We start from the raw sequence: 17,692 nt of genomic DNA, 5'->3' as shown, positions 1-17,692 counted from the left end.
CCCCCACCAAATTCCTCCATTCAACACCTATTTACCGCAGTAAAAACAACGGTCGATCGCGATCACATTCCAGTTAAAACAGGGTTTCACTTTGCTATATAAGCGAGGAAAGTATGGAGTGTCTAATAATAATATTAGTGTCTAGTGTCTAATTAATTTCGACGCTATTTTCTACTCTATGCAGGACATTGAAAAATGGCGCTGTCAGCAAAAGAAAAACTATTTCATAAAATACTTACGCATTATGCGGAAAGCCCTTCTGGATTCACGGCTCAGGACTGTGCCGACTTCATGCAGGTTAACCGTAGCGTTATTAGTCATTATCTGAACAGGCTATGCGACGACGGCCATTTAAGTAAGGAAAATACCCGCCCGGTTCGCTTCTTTGTGCAGCGTAATGGGAGAGAAAGAGCGCCATCGTCCCGGCTAGTGTCGAAAATGGCCGATGTCTTTATGCGTTTAATTGGTGCCGAGGGTAGTCTGGCTGAAACCGTCGCGCTATGCCGCTCAGCGGTAGACTATCCAGGAGAAGGTCTACCGATACTGATCTCTGGCGAAAGCGGCGTGGGGAAAAGCCACCTTGCATCGCTCATCTACCAATACGCGTTGGATCGCGGCGTTATTGCGGCCGATAAACCTTTCGTCGAACTTAACTGCGCCGACTACGCCAACAACCCCGAGCTGCTGTCCGCCACCCTGTTCGGCTATACCCGTGGTGCGTTCACCGGTGCCGATCGCGACAAGCGCGGCGCCTTTGATGACGCCGACGGGGGCTTCCTGTTTCTGGATGAGGTACACCGGCTATCGGCAGAGAACCAGGAAAAACTGTTCCTGTTTATGGATAAAGGCTACTTCTACCGCCTGGGCGATAACCGCACCCGTCACCCAGCGTCACTGCGTTTTATCTTCGCCACCACAGAAAATATAGAGACAGTACTACTCAATACTTTCCGCCGTCGCATTCCCGTGCGGGTTGCATTGCCCAACTTTATCTCCCGCCCGCTCACCGAACGGGTTGCACAAGTGAATCTGTTCCTACACCAGGAAGCGATAAGCCTACGGCGAGATATTCACCTGGATAATCAACTCATGCACCAACTTGTCACGTCACCGGTACGTGGCAATATTGGCGAGCTGAAAAATCAAATCAAAGTCATGTGCGCCAGCGCGTGGAGCGATAACCGCGAAGCAGACATTATCACGCTACACAGCGCGCATCCCGGCGGCGAAACCCTGGTAGTTTCAGCCAGCAAACCGGAAACAGCCCCGGACACCAGCGCTCTTCTGCCCAAAGCCATGCATGATGAGATTATTTTTCGCGAATTTTGCCACAGCGGTAACGTGATGCTGCTGAACCGCAAAATTGAACATCTACTCACGGCGGTGAACGGTGTCGTTGCTCAGGAGGCGCTCTATAGTGGCTATCTATGGCAAAACACTATGCACGCCATCAATGAGTTAGAGAATCTGACCGGCGTTCCCTGTGGGCAAGAGATCCGCAAAGCGGTCTGGCTGTGTCTGACCTATGCTCTTCATACCCCGCAGCAAGTTGAACGTGCCGATGAACTACAAGCCATCGCCGACTATGTATCAGGAAAGGCACGTCTGTTGGCCGAAGAGTGTATAGGCCTACTGGCAAAACATGTCATCAACTCGCCACTGCCGCTTCTCCTGCCTTTGCTGAGCTGCACCTTCCACTCTCAGGCTGGGGAAGATTCACCTATTCAGGGCATTATCGTCTCTCATGGCCGTTCCACCGCCTCCAGTATCGCCGGCATCGCCAACCAACTCACCGGCGGCTACTACTTCAAAGCCTTTGATATGCCCAACGCTACCTCTACTCGCGAAATCATTGATCTGCTGATTGCGCATCTATCTCGCCTCAAACAGGGCGCAGGGCTCATTATCCTGGTCGACATGGGTTCTCTTAAGGAGATCTACGAAGAGATAAAACTGCATCTCCACGGTGAATTGCTGGTTATCAATAATGTCAGTACTGCCATGGCGCTGGATATCGCCGCAAAAATTCAGGATAAGCTACCGATGGAGGCGATTATTGAGGGGGCAAAAGGCGCCTATGACGTCGAAACCCGTTATTACGCCGGAATGCTCCCAGGCAATAAAATTATTATTTCATGTATCTCTGGCGAAGGTATTTCCCGCAAATTGAAAGATATTGTCCAGCGCTATCTGGTACAGGAAGAGATCGATATTCTTACGATGGAATATGATGATCTGAAGTGGAAAATTGCTCGCGCCGATCCCGCCCTAAACGGCACGCGGCTGATTATTACCACCACCGACCTGGAAGCGGGTTATATTCCACTCATCAGCGTCGAACAGCTGATTAAAGAAAAAACACAGGTGCTTAAGCGTGACTACTTCAACGGTCTATTGATGGAAGGCGGCCTTGAACCGATGGTCGAAGAAGTGGTGAAACTCTTCACCGTCGAGGGCGTTGCCAGTCGTCTCAACTTCCTGAACCCGGTCGTCATTATCGATGAAGTGGAAGCCGTGATTAAGCAGTACGAGGCGTTCTACAAAATTCATTTTGAGAGCTATCTGCGTATCAACCTGTTTATGCACATCGCGCTGATGATCGAGCGCGTAATGGTTAACAACGGCGTTCGTCATCGTGAAGAGGCGGGACTGACGCTGGAGCAGCAAGCCTTTGTCGCCGTTCATGACACCTTCTTCCAGGCGCTAAATCGCAAATACAACATCACCCTACCGCTTACCGAAGTGCTGATGATTTATGAAATCATGGAGCCCTGGATTGCGGCCGATCCACTCAACTAAACGCTCTGCCAGCCGATGCTGGCAGACGCTTCGACACATCCTACATTGTCATATTCAACACTATTAACCCCCACCAACAATGAGTTTTTATCCATTTAAATCATGTAGATAAAAACATGGCACGGCGGTTGCAAAACGCTCAACAGATACCGAAAAATTAAAGGAACTCGACATGCGAGAGATGTACATCGCAACCCACGGCCGATACGCGGAAGGAATTATCTCGGCGCTAAATCTACTGGTGGGAGACGACCATGGCGTCACGCCAATCTGCGCCTACTGCGGCGATATTGGCTCTACGGCCGAGCTGGCTGTGCGCTTTGAGACCATTGCCCAGCAGGCCGCCTGCCGTGGAAAAGAACTGGTGCTGTTTACCGATATGCCCGGTGGTAGCGTCAATAACACCGCCGTACAGATGCTGGTGAAATATCCCCACGCGCATGTCATCAGTGGCGCCAATCTGATCATGTTGATGGAGTTCTGTCTTTCCGAACATACGGACACTTCGTTACGCATTGCGGATGCCATCAATGCGGCCAGCAGCGCGATGCAATACATGAACGTGCAGCCGGAAATTCTCGCAGCTCGTCAAGCTACGCAATTGACCGTGGTTGATGATATCGACGACTTTTTCACCATGGAGAAAAATACATGACTATCGCGCTGGAAACGCTAGATAGCCGCTACCTTGCACCTCAGCCAGGGCTAGACTCACAGTGGCTCAACACCGCGATCCACGAGGTGCTGGTCAAAATCGATACCATGCTGCCGCGTTTTTCCAGCACCTTTCCGGCAGCCAGCGCGACGGATGGCTGCTACCCGGCAGTAGCGAAGGTCGACTGGACCGAAGGATTCTGGACCGGCATGTTATGGCTGGCTTGGGAAGTGACCGGCGATGACAAATATCGCGCGGTGGCGGAAGGCCTGCTCGATAGTTTTGAAGAGCGTCTTGATAAGCAGATTAAAGTAGATACTCACGATCTCGGTTTTCTTTATCTGCTCTCCTGCGTCAACGCCTGGAAGCTCACCTGGAATCTCCGCGCTCGCAGTCTGGCGCTACGTGCCGCTGAGCTGTTGTACCAGCGCTTTAACGCTACGGCGGGCGTGATTCAGGCCTGGGGCGATCTCAGCGACCCGGCGCGTCAGGGACGCATGATCATCGACTGCAACCTCAATATTCCACTGCTGTTCTGGGCCGCAGACGAGACGGGTAACGCAGCATGGCGCGAAGCCGCGACACGTCATCTGGCGCAGGCCGCGCGTTACCTGGTCCGCGAGGATGCCTCTAGTTTTCACACGTTCTACATGGACATCCACAGCGGCCAACCGCTACGCGGCGATACTCATCAGGGCTTTAGCGACAACTCCTGCTGGGCACGCGGTCAGGCCTGGGGGATTTACGGTTTCGCGCTGGGCTTCCGCAATACCGGTGATACCACTCAACCGGAGCTGGCGCGTAAGTTGGCGCACTATTTTCTCAACCGTCTGCCGGAAGATTTCGTCTGCTATTGGGACCTGATTTTCACACCACAGGATAACGCACCACGAGATACTTCGGCCGCCGCCGTTGCCACCTGCGGACTGACGGAGCTGCTCACTCTGCTGCCGTTAACCGACCCACATCGCCCCGCGTACCGTCATGCCATCGAACTGATGATACGCAATTTACGCGAGCGCTATTTTGCCCACACGCAGGACGGCCTGCTGCGTGAAGGTGTTTATAACTATGGCCGCAATATGGGCATTAACGAACCAAACCTCTGGGGCGATTATTTCTATTTCGAAGCCCTGGTTCGCCTTTCCCGCGTCTGGACCCCCTACTTTTGCTAACCGGAGCTACACATGATTTCTTTAGTACGAATTGACGATCGCTTGATTCACGGCCAGGTTGCCGTGGTCTGGACCAAGCATCTGGGCGTAAACCGTATTCTGGTCGCCAACGACCAGATCGTGAATAACGAAGTGCAGAAGATGTCACTGCGCATGGCGGCCCCCGATACCGCGAAGTGCGCCATCATGGCGGTCAAAGACGCAGGTGACATCCTTAACGACCCACGCTCCGAAGCGATGAAAATTATGGTGATCGTCAACAATGCCGCCGATGCTCGTCGTCTGGTCGAGCAGGTTGATGGCATAAAAACGCTGAACGTCGCTAACTTTGGGCGCATTACCGAGAATCTGGCAGCGAAAAAGCGTATTAGCGACACCGTATACGTCACGCCGGAAGACGTGGCTGACTTTCATGCCATCGCCGCGCGCGGCGTGAAGGTGGAATACCAGGTACTGCCATCTCATCCGGTGAAAAACCTGATTGAGATGCTGGATAACGCTGCTAGCTAAGCGAGGTCGCTATGTTAACGTCTGCACTGCTCGTCGCGCTGGTGATGTTTTTAGTCAAAACTGCCGACCATACGCTGGGCCAACCGCTGATTGAACGTCCGCTGATTTGCGGCGCATTGATTGGACTGGTACTCGGTGATTTACAACAGGGCATTATCATCGGCGCCACGCTGGAGTTAATTTTCCTGGGTACGATTACCATTGGCGGTTCCGTTCCGGCTGACCTGGCGGTCGGGTCGGTACTCGCCACTGCCTTTACCATCCTCACCCACGCAGAACCACCAGTTGCCGTGGCACTCGCGTTGCCAATTAGTCTGCTGGCGGTCTTCGTTTATCAGGTGCTGAAACTGGTCTATACCGCATTGGTGGAGAAATATGATGTGCTACTGGAGCAGGGGCACGATCGCGCGGCTCTGGGCCTGACGCTCGGCATGACATTTTTCTATGGCGTCCCCTTTGCGCTTATTGCCTTCTTCGGCGTGCTATTTGGAACCGAAGTGATCAGAAGTCTGGTGGAGAGTATCCCTGGTACGGTTATGCGCGGCATGACCGCCGTTGGCGGTATTTTGCCAGCGCTGGGCTTCGCTATTTTGCTAAAAGCTCTATGGAATCGAAACATCGCCGCATTCTTCTTTATTGGTTTCGCAATGGCGGCTTACCTGCAGCTACCTATCATGGGTATTGCCATTATCGCCGCAGCGATTGCGGTCTACCTGTGTTTCAACGAATTCAATCAGCTTAAAGCGAGCAAACAAACCACCACCGCAGCACCTGCGTCGGTTGATGATAAGGATGGGTTCTTCAATGACTGATATTCAGAGCAAAGATGTCATCGCGTACAGCGATGAAAAAAGCGAGAAAAAACTTTTTCGTCAGCTGTTTATCCGCCAGTTCCCACTGCTGGGGTCGATGAACTTTACCCGCATGGAAGGATTAAGCTACGGTTGGGCACTCGCGCCAATGCTGAAGAAAATCTATGCCGGTGACCCACATCGCTATCTTGAATCGTTGAAGCGTAATAGCCAATTCTTCAACACTAACCAGCATCTGGCGCCTTTCATCATGGGCCTGACGCTGTCGATGGAAAAAGAAAACGCGGCTAACCCTGATTTTGATACCTCGAGTATTAACGGGATCAAGGTTGCGCTGATGGGACCATTTGCCGGGGTGGGTGACTCGTTCTTTTATGGCGTACTGCGCATTATTGCCACCGGGATCGCCATCGGCCTTGCATCTCAAGGAAACCTGCTGGGCCCGCTTTTGTTCCTGCTGATTTACAACGTGCCTAGCTACCTGCTGCGCTACTACGGCGGGGTTATGGGCTATCGCCTGGGGTCGAAATATATCGCAGAGGCCACGCAGTCGGGGCTACTCTCTTGTATCACTAAAGCCTCATCCATTATGGGGTTAATGATGGTGGGAGCGATGAGCGCCAGCATGGTGAAATTCACTACCACCTTTAAAACTACCATCGCAGGCCAGCCCTTTGTACTACAGGAAATCCTCGACAAAATCTGTGTTGGATTAATTCCGCTACTGCTGGTACTCGGCTGTCTTAAATTACTGAATAAAAAAGTCAGCCCTAACCGAGTATTAATCCTGCTCATTGTTCTCGGCTTCGCCGCCGCTGGCATTGGGATCGTCTAATCCTTACGGAGCTCCCTGCCATCAGGGAGCTTTTTTTGGAGCGTATATGACCTGGAATGCCGCCCTGCTCTCCGCTCAGCCAGAGAAGTTTCATCAGGTTTATCAACCGTTACACCTCTTCGAAATTTCTGCACGCTGTGATCTTTATCCAACATTGCTTACCCCGGATAACATTGACCATCATCTCAATGAACTCAAAGAGGTTGAGATTCTCTTTTCAACCTGGGGCATGTTCACGCTCAACGCAGCGCAACTGGACAGCTTACCGAATCTGAAAGTTATTTTTTACGCCGCCGGGGCAACTGATTACTTCTCCGCCCCCTATCTTGAACGTGGTATCAAAATCGTTAGTGCCTGGCGCGCTAATGCTATACCTGTTGCGGAGTTCTGCCTGGCGCAAATCTTATTAGGATGTAAGGGGTATTTTCGCAACCAGAGGGAATATACCGGCCCCGAGCACTTTTCAACGCTGGCAAATCACCACTCTGCACCCGGTAATTATCAGGAGAGCGTAGCGCTGATTGGCGCAGGTGCTATTTCTCAAGCGTTACAAAAACTGCTGACCCCCTTCTATCTTGACGTCATCGTCGTACCATCACGACCCGAAAAACGCTCGTTATCCCTGGAGGAAGCTTTCTCTCACGCCTGGGTCATCAGTAATCATTTACCTAATCGTGAGGATAATATTGGCGTACTGGACGGCAGTCTCTTTCGACGGATGCGTCAGGGGGCCGTATTTATTAATACCGGCCGCGGGAGACAGGTAAATGAAGGTGAACTTATTCAGGTTCTTAAAGAGAGGCCTGATCTGACCGCGCTCCTTGATGTAACTAAACCTGAACCTCCTGAGACGGGCTCGCTGCTGTATACGCTTCCCAATGTGCAACTCACTAGCCATATTGCCGGTGCACTCAATAATGAAACCCGCCGTCTGGCTAACTGCGTTATAGAGGAATTTCAACGCTGGTTAATGGGTCAACCATTACTGTGTGATATTTCAATCGGAGTGTGACACTCATCGCTATTAGTGTTTATAAATTCAATGCTATTGATATAAATATTTCACTTCCGTCGATGAGGCTATGAACACAAAGAGCAACTCCATGTAATATATAGAATTTAATTCCTGGCATAATCCTTGCTAAATAATAATGGTCATCACGTCTCTTCAGCTTTTTTAGCAACAAGAATTCAAACTGCTTACAGGAATGAAAATGAAAACATTACATAAATTACTTATCGGATTACCACTGTCCTGTCTAACATTAAATGCAATGGCAGCAGCAACCTGGGTAGATAATAGATACGCCCATACAACCGCCTCAGAAAAAAACCAATATAAGATAGGTTTAGGACACATTTTTGATAACGGAGCGGGCGTGCTGGCTTCCGCTATGTATGACCTGGGACAAGACTTTGATCAGATGAAAAGCTCATTTCAGGAGTTTGAAGGGTGGTATCCCATTCCATTAAATGAACGCTGGGCAATTACCCCAGGGGGATTAACCGATATCGACAGCAATGGTACAAAGCTCGCCCCCTACGTCAGCCTGGATTATAAAATGAACAAATCACTCAGTTTTAGTTCACGCTACCGCTATAACCATATGACCCACAAAGAGAACGACTATAACGGAAAGATGGATTATAACGACAGCCACCAGATTGACCTGTTTCTCAATTATCAGGCAACTGACAAACTTTGGCTGCAACTAAACCCTGAATTCTTTGTTAATACGAATGATTTCAAAGCATCAAATGGCCAGAAAACGCATTGGGAACCCAGCATTGTTGCTCGTTATCGCATGGATAAACACTGGATGCCTTATGCAGAAGTAGCATGGCTTGATCAGGACCAAAACCACGATAACCAGGTACGTTTCCGCTTAGGGATTCGTTACTATCTGGAATAATAAGAGCACAAATGGGGCAGAAAACTGCCCCTTAACCATCAGAGTCTAATGAAGGCAGAAACGCTCAATTGCGCTGGCTACGCCATCCTCGTCGTTACTTGTCGTAACATCATCCGCGTAACGCTTTACCACATCATCGGCGTTACCCATTGCAATCCCTCGCCCAGCGAAACGAAGCATCTCACAATCATTCCGTTCATTGCCTATCGCCAGAATATCTGCAGGTAAAATATCTAAATAAGTGGCCAGAACACGGCATGCGTTCCCTTTATTTACTCCCTTCACCATCATTTCATAATAGTTAGGTTCACTTCTGACACATTGATACTTGTTTTTTATTTCGGCAGGCAGTCTTTCAGACAAATAATTTATTGTCTCCACATCATCAATAAACATAACTTTGGGTACGGGAGTATTCAATAATCGTTCATCTGCGGTGAGATAAATGCTCAGGTGGCTATAACGGCTGGCACGAATGGGAATATCCTGATCCACTTCGGCTACCAACCCACTGGTATGCTGGGCGTAACAGACCATCCCTATTCTACAACCCCACTGTCGGATATAGTGAACATCACCTGCCTGCAATAACTGATTGCTAATAAAATGCTGAGTAGACGCACTCCAGATCTGTGCGCCATTGCAAGCAATGACATAAACGTTATTGCTATCTAAAGATAACGCATTGAGGACGCCCTGAATGCCCGTCAGCGTTCTACCGGAAGCCAGGACAATGATCGCACCTTGTTCAACCAGTTGATGAATGGCCCACCTGGTTCTAGCCGTTATTTTTTTATCGGAGGTTAATAACGTGCCATCAAGATCGAGAGCCACTAACTTATACATATCAGGCCTCATCTTCACTGCTTTATTGTAACGGCAAAAGAGGTAAATCGCGCGCATCCGTTCAGGCCTCCTTGCAGGCCTCGCGCGTAAATCCCCATTCGAGCACCTATCCATTTACCGGCACCGGCCGAAAAAACAGGCGTGATAAGTTGCCACTCATCTCTTACATCACGGTAACCGAAATGAACAATACCGTCGTATCCCACATCAAATCCAAGCTCCACGGACATTTCGCTCGCAAGCATCGCAACAGATACGGCATCATGATGCCATTCGCCGCGATCGTCTCCCCACCCATGACTAAGCGAGAGTTGCAATCCATGCGCCTCTCTGACCACGCTTAGAGACGCAAAGCGTTGGCCGTACACCATCACGCCTGCTTCATCCCCATATTGACCAGCAGTGAGTTCCAGCGTAGTCCGCACACTAAAACGTTCCGCGGGAAACAATTGGAGCAACGATTGTGGAAGAGAGTAAAGCGATGTGCTTTCAGGCGTCGGCACACACCGCAGCAACAATCCTACCCGCCCCTCCGCCAGCCAGAACGGATGCGGGTTTGCCTGCCATTGCCACTGTGGGCCAGGCTGCCCATTTACAAAATTATCGCTAGTCTGTATCTGGCAGGGTGAAAACGGCAATGCTGGTCGTTTATATCTCAGAACTGGCTGCCCCTTACCTGAGTCATCCAAAGACTCACCAATTTGCGGCCACCCATCCTTCATCCAACGCAGCGGCTGAAGGTGAATAATCCGCCCGTAGACGCCTTTATCCTGGAAGTGGAAAAACCAGCTTTCGCCATTCTCCAGTTCCACCCAAGCGCCCTGATGCGGCCCATTAACTGCTGAGCTTCCCTGATGTAAAACATCGCGACTTTGCCAGGGCCCCCTCAACGTCGGGGCGCGCATCACTGTTTGCCAACCGCGCTTCACACCGCCGGCAGGAGCAAATAGCCAGTACTCACCTGCACGCTTGTACAATTTTGGCCCCTCCAGCGTGGGGTGAGATGGCGTACCGTCGAAAATCATACACCCATCGTCTAATAAACGACTGGCGTCCGGGGCCATCTCTAGTAGCTGGAGTTTGTTTTTTACCCCACTTCGGCTGAATGCAAAGGCATGGACCAGCCACGCCCGCCCATCATCATCCCAAAATGGGCACGGATCTATCCATCCAGGCTCTGCCACCAGGCAATACGGTTCACTCCATTCGCCCAGCGGATCGCTTGCGTGAGTCACAAAAATGCCATCGTCCGGCAAGCTGTAAAATACCCAAAACTGGCCATCATGGTAGCGAATACTGGGTGCCCAGATGCCTTTTCCGGGTTGGGGCGTATCGTATTCTGGCGAAGGAAGACGCTTCACAATATGGTTCACTATCTGCCAGTGGATCAGATCGCGTGAATGAAGCAGGGGTAATCCTGGAAGCTGGTGAAAACTGGAGGCAACCATCCAGAAATCATCGCCAGTGCGAATAACATCAGGATCGGCATAATCAGAGTGGATGATTGGGTTCTGATAGAGCAGAGGCATGAGGAAGTCCTTATATTGTCGACAATCTAAGCCAGTGCAATATCCAGACCACTCAATAAAAGCCAATAAATAACAAATACATAAAAAACATTCAGACACAAAAAAAGCGCCCCAAGGGCGCTCTTTCGACAGTAACTTACGCTTATTTATTCAGCTGTGCGGTCATGTGCACGCGGTTACCGGTAAACGCTTCGGTAATTTTATAAGACGATGCGCCTGCAGCCTGTGCCTGAGCGGCGATTTTAGCTTCTGCACCGTCCATTGTGGAGGCCGTTGCGGTCACGGTCTGAGCAGCGAAGGTACCGAAAGAAGCGGCGAGTGCGATAACTGCAACAAAAGTTTTGATGCTTTTCATGATATAAACCCTTTCACTTGGTTGTTTGGATAAGGCGTGTTGCCTTGATGTGATAAATAATAGCCCTCACATCGTTCAACGAAAAGCGGAAGGATTTGTTGTCATCATTCAAATAAATTGATCAATATTACAGCTCTCTCGCACCTGCACATCAACCCAGTCGCTGACCTCTCCAATATCGGGCTGCACCTGCTGATCGACGCAATACACAGCCCCCAGACGCATCGGTTCGGCCCGCTCGGCCAGCAGCGCCAGTTCGGGTAGATACTCTTCTCCGGGATGACCCGGCAAGCGCTGCGCTAACCGCTGAGCATAGCGCGCCACCGCGACCTCAGGAGAGATCTGGTTCCAGACTTCGATAATCCGCTCAACCCCGGCGTCCTGCACTAATCGCTGCAGCATCTCTTTAGGCTGGAAACCAAACCAGGCATCAATCACCCAGACACAGCCCGCCGGAGACTGTCCCACAATCGACCAGATAGCCTCGTAGGCAGCACAGCCGAGCTGGCGGTTGAAGGGGCGGTCGATATCGGTAAAGCGCGCCATAAAGGGCTCTTTGATTCCGTCGATTGTCAGCAGCGGCAAGCCAAAAGTCTGCGAAAGCTGGCGGGCAATGGTGCTCTTTCCAGAGGCGGGTATGCCGTTCACCAGAATGACGGTTTTACAGTTTGGCGTAAGGTCTCTTTTCATAGCAGCGCCACAACCTCCTCTTTCGAGTTTGCTGCCCGCAGTTTGGCCATGCGTTCATCGTTATCCAGCAGCGAGATAATGGCGCGGATCCCCTCTTCAATATGCGCATTACTGTCCTGCGCGCCGAACATAATGACGATATCCGCGGCCTCGCTTTCGGCAAACCGAATCGGTTTCTCTAACAGCACCAGGCTAAAACAGTTCCGCTTCACGCCGCACTCAGGACGCGCATGCGGAATGGCAACCCCTTCGTCAAACACGTAATACGCGCCGTGGTTCAGGGTGTTTTCAATAACGGCCTGGCCGTAATCAGCCGAGATATAGCCGTTTTCAATCAGCGGCGTGGCGGCCAGCTGGATCACCTTCTGCCAGTCCGACTCAGTGACACCAACCTGAATAGCATCGGCTTCTATGAGTAGCTCTTTAATCGTCATACCCACTCCCTAAATGTTACGGCGAATAATGTTGCGTAATTCATCGATACGGATAAACAGAGCATCAATTTCCTGTCGGTGCGTTTTGCTTTTGGCATATACCGACAATGCCCGGTTATAAATCAACATTAATGCTTTCTGTACCTCACCATCACTCGGGTTACCCTGTAATTCACCTTCTAATCGGGATATTTCCGCCGCCAGCAGAAGCGACTGTTCATCATAATCTTCCGACGGACTATCTTGCTTTTTCCACAACGTTTTCAATGATTCAAACATAGCGAATCCCCTCCCTGATGAACAACAGGGTAACGAAATATCGAGTAATAAAGAGACGTTTATTTAAATAAAGCGATCTTTTCCATTAATACATGAGTGACGGCATTATTTGCTGGAATTAAAAACTTCCGCACGCTGTCATTCACTTTGCCTTTTTCAAAGGCGGTTTTACATTGATCAACCCACTGCACATTCATTTCCGTGCCAACGTTGACCTTGTTAATTCCCTCAGTCACCGCCAGGCGCATATCCTCATCGCTCACGCCGGTGCCGCCGTGCAACACCAGAGGCACGCCGGTTGCCGCACTAATATCCTTAAGCCGCTGGTGCTGGATTTTTGCCTTGCCGGTATACAGCCCGTGCACCGTCCCCACGGAGACCGCCAGCATATCGACCTGGGTTTCATCCACAAAACGTTTCGCATCTTCTACCGTGGTGAAGCAGATATCCTCTACGGCGACGGCTTTGCCGTCTTCAGAGCCACCAATGGCGCCCAATTCTCCCTCAACCGTAATATTACGCGGGCGCGCCATTTCAACCACGATGCGCGTGTTGCCAATATTCTCCTCCAGGTTGAGATGGGAACCGTCATACATCACCGACGAGAACCCAGCGTTCATTGCCGTTTCAATGGCGCTGATATCCGAGCAGTGATCCAGATGCAGGCAGGTTGGCACATTTTCACTTTCGGCCAGCGAGCTAACGGCATCCACGAGTAAACGATAGCCTAAATATTCCGCCGTTCCGGTGGAGATTTGGATCATTAGCGGGCTGTTACTCTGCTGCGCAGCTTTGAAAAACGCGGGCAGCATTTCAATACAGTGCAAATTAAACGACCCGATGGCTTTAAAATTTCTCTGCTGGGCAATATTAAGAATATCGTTGAAGTTATACAGACTCATGAACGTTTTCCCCTTTCGGCTTAGCTGATTTACCGTTTACAAACCATGCCAGTGCGGCGACAAAGACAATAAACAACGCGACAAATAACCAGTTATTCTGGAAGGCGTGGCCTAATACCAGCCCAGAACTAATCACATCCGAATCGCTGAACGTCACGCCGGTAAAGCCGTAACTTTCAAGCATCGGCACCAGAATGGCGGGCAGGAAGGTGATAAACAGCCCGTGCACCACACCGCCAATCATCGCCCCGCGACGACCGCCCAACGCATTGCCAAATACACCCGCCGTGCCGCCCGCAAAGAAGTTAGTGAGCAGGCCGGGCAGAATCATCGCCAGACCGAACATCGGGAAGACCAGCATGCCGATGATCGAACCGACCGTTGTTGCGAGGAAGCCAACAATCACGGCGTTTGGCGCATAAGGGAACAATACCGGGCAGTCCAGCGCTGGCTTGGCATCCGGGACGATGCGCATTGCAATCCCGCGAAACGCTGGCACCAGTTCATTGAGCAGCAGGCGCACGCCGCTATAGAGAACGAAGACCCCGGCTACAAACTGGATGGACTGCATAAAGGCGTACATCAGGTAGTTAATGCCGTTAGAGAACTGGCCGATATATGCCGGGCCTGCTGCCAATGCCGGAATGAGGTACATCGGCACCATGACCACTGCCATAGCGAGATAGGTGTCCTGCAGAAACTTGAAGTTATCCGGTAATTCAAGATCTTCCGTGGAGCGAGAGCCTTTGCCGACCACTTTAGCGACCGCCGCCTGCACCAGGTAACCAATGGTGCAGAAGTGCCCCAGCGCGACGTCATCTGAGCCGGTGATCCGCCGCACCACCGGTTGCGCCAGCGCGGGCATCAGTACCGCCATTACGCCGCCGAAGATCCCGCCGGTCAAAATCAGCGGCAGCCCCGTCAGCCCGGCTTTATAGCCGATAACGGCGCCAATAGTTGCCATCCACAGCAACGCCTGGCCAGTCAGGAAGATATATTTCAGTGGCGTCAGGCGAGCGATGATGATGTTGACGGCAAAAATCACCAGCAGGGTCAGTGCCACCTCGGAACCCAGCTCGCGGTTGGCTAAACCGGCAATCGCCGCGACATCAGTAATGTAGCCCTTCATGCCAAAGCCCTGAGTGAAGATGTCATTCAGGAACGTCAGCGTGGCCACAATGATGTTGATACCGGCCATCATGATTAAAAAACCGAGCAGGGTTTTAAATGTGCCCTCAGCCGTCTTGCCCGGTGATTTTTTCTGTAGGATAAGCCCCAGCATCGCAATAAAGGCGATGAGTATTGAAGCCTGGCCGAGCAAATCTTTGACGATAAACTCAACGACACTATTCATAGTCGGCTACCTGTAAATTACGTTCATTTAAAAACGCGACAATCTTTTGTTCGATCTCATCTTTGTCCGTCAGCTTATTTAAAATCACCACGCGTTTTATCTCTTCTTCGCTGGCATCAGCTGTCAGAATATCGGCAAAGGTTTTTTGCGTCAGAATCATGTCAGATTTAAATGCCCCGGCCTCCGATACCGTGGTGTGTTCAATATGTGCAGGAATTTCCAGTTTTTTTAAAACGGCCTTGGCGGTCATTTCAATAGCAAAGCTTGAGCCGAGGCCGCAGCCACATACGCAGAGAATTTTCAGCATGTAGGGTCTCCTCAAATTATATTGAGTTGTTTGGCAAGTTTATAATAATGTCCGTCGGTATCAACCAGACGTTTTTTCATACTGACTAAATCAATCGGAATAGGTTTATTGCTTGAATTAATAATAACGGCTTTATTTCTCATACCAGATTGAATACAGCGAACCACTTCATTCGCCATAATGGTACCCTGATAAATCTCCTCACAGGTCGGGTCGCCACTGCGTAAACCGTAACCAATGATGGTTTTGCGGATACGCACGCCAATACGCGGTTCGAGTTGTTTTATCATGGTATCTATTGCGCCCTGAAAGCCCGGAGAGTACTCGCGGGTGTAGCCTTCAGAGCACAGAATAACGACGCTATTCTGGCTAGCCAGTTTTTGCTTAATACGCTCTGCCAGAGCGTCCAGAGGGATCTGCGCTTCTGGAATCAGCGCAATATCGGCGTTCGATTTTATCGCCGATTGTAGCGTTAACTCGCCGCAATAACCGCCCAGAATCTCCGCCATAAAAACGCGCCCGGGAAGGGCCCTGCCGGTATTTCTTAAGCGCGATACTTCTTTGATAATTTGCTCGCAGGCGGTAGAAAAGCCAATGGTGTAGTCGCTGCCATAAACATCATTGTCGATCGTCATACCGACGCCAAAGCAGTTAATATCAAATTCGCTGAGCGTATTCAGGAATTGCAGACTGCCATCACCGCCAGCCATAATCAGCACATCAATCCGTAACGACTTTATTTTCTTCGCAATGGTTTCATACTCACTGCGCTGTAAATTTCGCGCTGTACGGCCAGACGTAATAAGTGGAATAGAGGAAATAGAAAAATCCACTAAATCGGACCAGGAGACCTCCCGATGATTTTTATCTAATAAACCCGGTATGCCACCGTTAAATAGCGTGATCTGTGCACAGGCAAGTCTCGCGACCTGGAAAATAAAATTATTAATTCCAGAGACATCTCCACCGCTAATGACAATACCGATTTTCATCTTCTGCCCTCACCTGTTTCCGTGAAAGCATTTTTCCCTGACTTCAAGACCTCTATTTGCAACGAAGATCACATAATAGCGATAATTTAAGTCAGGCCTAATATTGACACATAATAAAAAACGGTGTTTTTTGTGATTTAAATCTCATTTTTAAAATGAGATCACAACGACATTTACTAATTAAAAACTTTAATTATCAGGAGGTTATTTTATGGGCAAATACCCGTAAATAAACAAATGGTTTTCAGGGTTAGTGACGTTTTTATGAGAGAGCAAAAATGTGAACATCGACACATAATTTTGTCTTAAGAAGGGAGTGATGCGTGGGGATCTTTAGCAGAAACAAAAAAAGCGCCCCTGGGGCGCTCTTTCTACAGGTGCTTTTCGCTTATTTATTCAGCTGTGCGGTCATGTGCACACGGTTACCGGTAAACGCTTCGGTAATTTTATAAGACGATGCGCCTGCAGCCTGTGCCTGAGCGGCGATTTTAGCTTCTGCACCATCCATTGTGGAGGCTGTTGCGGTCACGGTCTGAGCAGCGAAGGTACCGAAAGAAGCGGAGAGTGCGATAACTGCGACAAAAGTTTTGATGCTTTTCATGATATAAACCCTTTCACTTGGTTGTTTGGATAAGGCGTGTTGCCTTGATGTAATAAATAGTAGGCCACATTCTCATCAACTAATAGCGGAATGATTTGCATTTATCTTTCAATTTTTTTGAGATAGAAAATGTTATTAAGTCAGGATCTAAAAGGTTTACTGGAGAGTCGAAGAAAACCGCTGTTGGCGGGCGACTGGCTCCTCCATCAGGGGGAGATGCAAAGCTATTTTTACTATTTGCATCATGGTGTTATTCGCGCGGTTTATCACTCAGAGCAGGGCGTGGAGCGGGTAAAAGAGTTCTATTTTTCGGGGGAGTGCTGCTTTTTATATCTCAACTGGTTAACGGCTACCCCTGCTGATTACAGCCTGCAGGCGCTCGCGGCGGGAGAGGTCAGTGAAGTTCCCCTCTCTTTTCTGGATGCCGCCGAAAATCAGGACTGCAAAATGCAGCTGCTCATTCAGCAACTTATCTACAAAGAAAAAAAGGAGCAGATGCTGTTGCTCAATACCCCTGAGCAACGCTATCGGTATATTCAGAGCCAGTTCCCGGACTGGGAGTCACAGCTTACGCAACGGGATCTCGCCAGCTATATCGGGATTACGCCGGTCAGTCTTTCGCGCATTCGCCAACGTCTTAACAAAGGTTAACGCCATCGCCGATGGCGTCACTTATTGTTCCGCCATTCATTTGTGCAATGGCG

20 protein-coding genes are annotated in these 17,692 nt (G+C 50.1%); 9 read left to right on the top strand and 11 right to left on the bottom strand.

All coding sequences use genetic code 11. From position 1 onward, the window contains the following. Positions 1-195: 195 nt before the first annotated feature. The 8 genes from AB2B48_RS18255 to AB2B48_RS18220 all read left to right on the top strand — a co-directional run bounded on the left by AB2B48_RS18255 (position 196) and on the right by AB2B48_RS18220 (position 8,699). Positions 196-2,799, top strand: a complete 2,604-nt coding sequence (locus AB2B48_RS18255; RefSeq protein ID WP_368299787.1) for a sigma 54-interacting transcriptional regulator — start codon at positions 196-198, stop codon at positions 2,797-2,799. A gap of 172 nt (positions 2,800-2,971) precedes the next feature. Beyond that, positions 2,972-3,454 (top strand): PTS sugar transporter subunit IIA, encoded by a 483-nt coding sequence (locus tag AB2B48_RS18250; protein ID WP_368299786.1) that lies wholly within the window; start codon positions 2,972-2,974, stop codon positions 3,452-3,454. Then, positions 3,451-4,629: a glycoside hydrolase family 88 protein gene (locus AB2B48_RS18245; protein ID WP_368299785.1), complete on the top strand. Its 1,179-nt coding sequence runs from the start codon at positions 3,451-3,453 to the stop codon at positions 4,627-4,629. The genes AB2B48_RS18250 and AB2B48_RS18245 overlap by 4 nt, the downstream gene beginning before the upstream one ends. Before the next feature lie 12 nt (positions 4,630-4,641). Beyond that, positions 4,642-5,139 (top strand): PTS system mannose/fructose/N-acetylgalactosamine-transporter subunit IIB, encoded by a 498-nt coding sequence (locus tag AB2B48_RS18240; RefSeq protein ID WP_333012799.1) that lies wholly within the window; start codon positions 4,642-4,644, stop codon positions 5,137-5,139. Between the two features lie 11 nt (positions 5,140-5,150). Next, positions 5,151-5,951, top strand: coding sequence for a PTS mannose/fructose/sorbose/N-acetylgalactosamine transporter subunit IIC (locus tag AB2B48_RS18235; RefSeq protein ID WP_368299784.1), 801 nt, complete (start codon positions 5,151-5,153; stop codon positions 5,949-5,951). Beyond that, a complete protein-coding gene (locus tag AB2B48_RS18230) occupies positions 5,944-6,786 on the top strand; it encodes a PTS system mannose/fructose/sorbose family transporter subunit IID (RefSeq protein ID WP_123651595.1) in 843 nt (280 codons plus the stop codon). Before AB2B48_RS18235 ends, AB2B48_RS18230 begins: the two co-directional genes overlap by 8 nt. A 46-nt stretch (positions 6,787-6,832) precedes the next feature. Next, entirely contained in the window at positions 6,833-7,798 is a 966-nt protein-coding gene (locus tag AB2B48_RS18225) for a hydroxyacid dehydrogenase (protein WP_368299783.1), read from the top strand. A 202-nt stretch (positions 7,799-8,000) separates the two neighbouring features. After that, positions 8,001-8,699, top strand: a complete 699-nt coding sequence (locus AB2B48_RS18220; RefSeq protein WP_333012801.1) for an oligogalacturonate-specific porin KdgM family protein — start codon at positions 8,001-8,003, stop codon at positions 8,697-8,699. A 45-nt stretch (positions 8,700-8,744) separates the two neighbouring features. Here AB2B48_RS18220 and AB2B48_RS18215 read toward each other — a convergent pair whose 3' ends face one another. From AB2B48_RS18215 to AB2B48_RS18165, 11 genes are all read right to left on the bottom strand, one after another. Next, positions 8,745-9,545 carry a Cof-type HAD-IIB family hydrolase gene (locus tag AB2B48_RS18215; protein ID WP_368299782.1) on the bottom strand — a complete coding sequence of 267 codons (801 nt, stop codon included), beginning with the start codon at positions 9,543-9,545 and terminating at the stop codon, positions 8,745-8,747. Between the two features lie 14 nt (positions 9,546-9,559). After that, a complete protein-coding gene (locus AB2B48_RS18210; protein WP_368299781.1) occupies positions 9,560-11,173 on the bottom strand; it encodes a glycoside hydrolase 43 family protein in 1,614 nt (537 codons plus the stop codon). Between the two features lie 43 nt (positions 11,174-11,216). Then, positions 11,217-11,429, bottom strand: coding sequence for a YdgH/BhsA/McbA-like domain containing protein (locus tag AB2B48_RS18205; RefSeq protein WP_185668832.1), 213 nt, complete (start codon positions 11,427-11,429; stop codon positions 11,217-11,219). A 108-nt stretch (positions 11,430-11,537) separates the two neighbouring features. Continuing rightward, the gene (locus AB2B48_RS18200) at positions 11,538-12,119 is read right to left on the bottom strand and encodes an AAA family ATPase (protein WP_368299780.1); all 582 of its coding nucleotides are present in this window, start codon (positions 12,117-12,119) and stop codon (positions 11,538-11,540) included. Beyond that, complete coding sequence (locus AB2B48_RS18195; protein WP_185668834.1) at positions 12,116-12,553, bottom strand: PTS sugar transporter subunit IIA; 438 nt, start codon at positions 12,551-12,553, stop codon at positions 12,116-12,118. Before AB2B48_RS18195 ends, AB2B48_RS18200 begins: the two co-directional genes overlap by 4 nt. A 9-nt stretch (positions 12,554-12,562) precedes the next feature. Continuing rightward, entirely contained in the window at positions 12,563-12,832 is a 270-nt protein-coding gene (locus AB2B48_RS18190) for a hypothetical protein (protein ID WP_368299779.1), read from the bottom strand. 59 nt (positions 12,833-12,891) lie between these two features. Beyond that, positions 12,892-13,734 (bottom strand): class II fructose-bisphosphate aldolase, encoded by an 843-nt coding sequence (locus AB2B48_RS18185; protein WP_185668836.1) that lies wholly within the window; start codon positions 13,732-13,734, stop codon positions 12,892-12,894. Continuing rightward, positions 13,721-15,088, bottom strand: a complete 1,368-nt coding sequence (locus tag AB2B48_RS18180; RefSeq protein ID WP_185668837.1) for a PTS sugar transporter subunit IIC — start codon at positions 15,086-15,088, stop codon at positions 13,721-13,723. The genes AB2B48_RS18185 and AB2B48_RS18180 overlap by 14 nt, the downstream gene beginning before the upstream one ends. Beyond that, on the bottom strand, positions 15,081-15,395 hold the full coding sequence (locus tag AB2B48_RS18175) for a PTS sugar transporter subunit IIB (RefSeq protein WP_185668838.1): 315 nt from the start codon (positions 15,393-15,395) through the stop codon (positions 15,081-15,083). Before AB2B48_RS18175 ends, AB2B48_RS18180 begins: the two co-directional genes overlap by 8 nt. Before the next feature lie 11 nt (positions 15,396-15,406). Continuing rightward, positions 15,407-16,387: a 6-phosphofructokinase gene (locus AB2B48_RS18170; protein WP_185668839.1), complete on the bottom strand. Its 981-nt coding sequence runs from the start codon at positions 16,385-16,387 to the stop codon at positions 15,407-15,409. Between the two features lie 388 nt (positions 16,388-16,775). After that, complete coding sequence (locus tag AB2B48_RS18165) at positions 16,776-16,988, bottom strand: YdgH/BhsA/McbA-like domain containing protein (protein ID WP_185668840.1); 213 nt, start codon at positions 16,986-16,988, stop codon at positions 16,776-16,778. Positions 16,989-17,204: 216 nt separating this feature from the next. Between AB2B48_RS18165 and AB2B48_RS18160 the strand changes: the two genes are divergently transcribed. After that, positions 17,205-17,639 carry a Crp/Fnr family transcriptional regulator gene (locus AB2B48_RS18160; protein ID WP_368299778.1) on the top strand — a complete coding sequence of 145 codons (435 nt, stop codon included), beginning with the start codon at positions 17,205-17,207 and terminating at the stop codon, positions 17,637-17,639. Positions 17,640-17,692: the final 53 nt, after the last annotated feature.

Source organism: Kluyvera sichuanensis, from assembly GCF_040930405.1.
Classification (GTDB): Bacteria; Pseudomonadota; Gammaproteobacteria; order Enterobacterales; family Enterobacteriaceae; genus Kluyvera; species Kluyvera sichuanensis.
The sequence above is the reverse complement of the archived record's forward strand: the minus strand, read 5'-3'. Positions and strand labels throughout refer to the sequence as shown.

Bases quoted from the DNA above. Each gene is read 5' to 3' on its own strand.
- AB2B48_RS18255 (WP_368299787.1), top strand. From the start codon at position 196: ATGGCGCTGTCAGCAAAAGAAAAACTATTTCATAAAATACTTACGCAT.
- AB2B48_RS18250 (WP_368299786.1), top strand. From the start codon at position 2,972: ATGCGAGAGATGTACATCGCAACCCACGGCCGATACGCGGAAGGAATT.
- AB2B48_RS18245 (WP_368299785.1), top strand. From the start codon at position 3,451: ATGACTATCGCGCTGGAAACGCTAGATAGCCGCTACCTTGCACCTCAG.
- AB2B48_RS18240 (WP_333012799.1), top strand. From the start codon at position 4,642: ATGATTTCTTTAGTACGAATTGACGATCGCTTGATTCACGGCCAGGTT.
- AB2B48_RS18235 (WP_368299784.1), top strand. From the start codon at position 5,151: ATGTTAACGTCTGCACTGCTCGTCGCGCTGGTGATGTTTTTAGTCAAA.
- AB2B48_RS18230 (WP_123651595.1), top strand. From the start codon at position 5,944: ATGACTGATATTCAGAGCAAAGATGTCATCGCGTACAGCGATGAAAAA.
- AB2B48_RS18225 (WP_368299783.1), top strand. From the start codon at position 6,833: ATGACCTGGAATGCCGCCCTGCTCTCCGCTCAGCCAGAGAAGTTTCAT.
- AB2B48_RS18220 (WP_333012801.1), top strand. From the start codon at position 8,001: ATGAAAACATTACATAAATTACTTATCGGATTACCACTGTCCTGTCTA.
- AB2B48_RS18215 (WP_368299782.1), bottom strand. From the start codon at position 9,545: ATGTATAAGTTAGTGGCTCTCGATCTTGATGGCACGTTATTAACCTCC.
- AB2B48_RS18205 (WP_185668832.1), bottom strand. From the start codon at position 11,429: ATGAAAAGCATCAAAACTTTTGTTGCAGTTATCGCACTCGCCGCTTCT.
- AB2B48_RS18200 (WP_368299780.1), bottom strand. From the start codon at position 12,119: ATGAAAAGAGACCTTACGCCAAACTGTAAAACCGTCATTCTGGTGAAC.
- AB2B48_RS18195 (WP_185668834.1), bottom strand. From the start codon at position 12,553: ATGACGATTAAAGAGCTACTCATAGAAGCCGATGCTATTCAGGTTGGT.
- AB2B48_RS18190 (WP_368299779.1), bottom strand. From the start codon at position 12,832: ATGTTTGAATCATTGAAAACGTTGTGGAAAAAGCAAGATAGTCCGTCG.
- AB2B48_RS18185 (WP_185668836.1), bottom strand. From the start codon at position 13,734: ATGAGTCTGTATAACTTCAACGATATTCTTAATATTGCCCAGCAGAGA.
- AB2B48_RS18180 (WP_185668837.1), bottom strand. From the start codon at position 15,088: ATGAATAGTGTCGTTGAGTTTATCGTCAAAGATTTGCTCGGCCAGGCT.
- AB2B48_RS18175 (WP_185668838.1), bottom strand. From the start codon at position 15,395: ATGCTGAAAATTCTCTGCGTATGTGGCTGCGGCCTCGGCTCAAGCTTT.
- AB2B48_RS18170 (WP_185668839.1), bottom strand. From the start codon at position 16,387: ATGAAAATCGGTATTGTCATTAGCGGTGGAGATGTCTCTGGAATTAAT.
- AB2B48_RS18165 (WP_185668840.1), bottom strand. From the start codon at position 16,988: ATGAAAAGCATCAAAACTTTTGTCGCAGTTATCGCACTCTCCGCTTCT.
- AB2B48_RS18160 (WP_368299778.1), top strand. From the start codon at position 17,205: ATGCAAAGCTATTTTTACTATTTGCATCATGGTGTTATTCGCGCGGTT.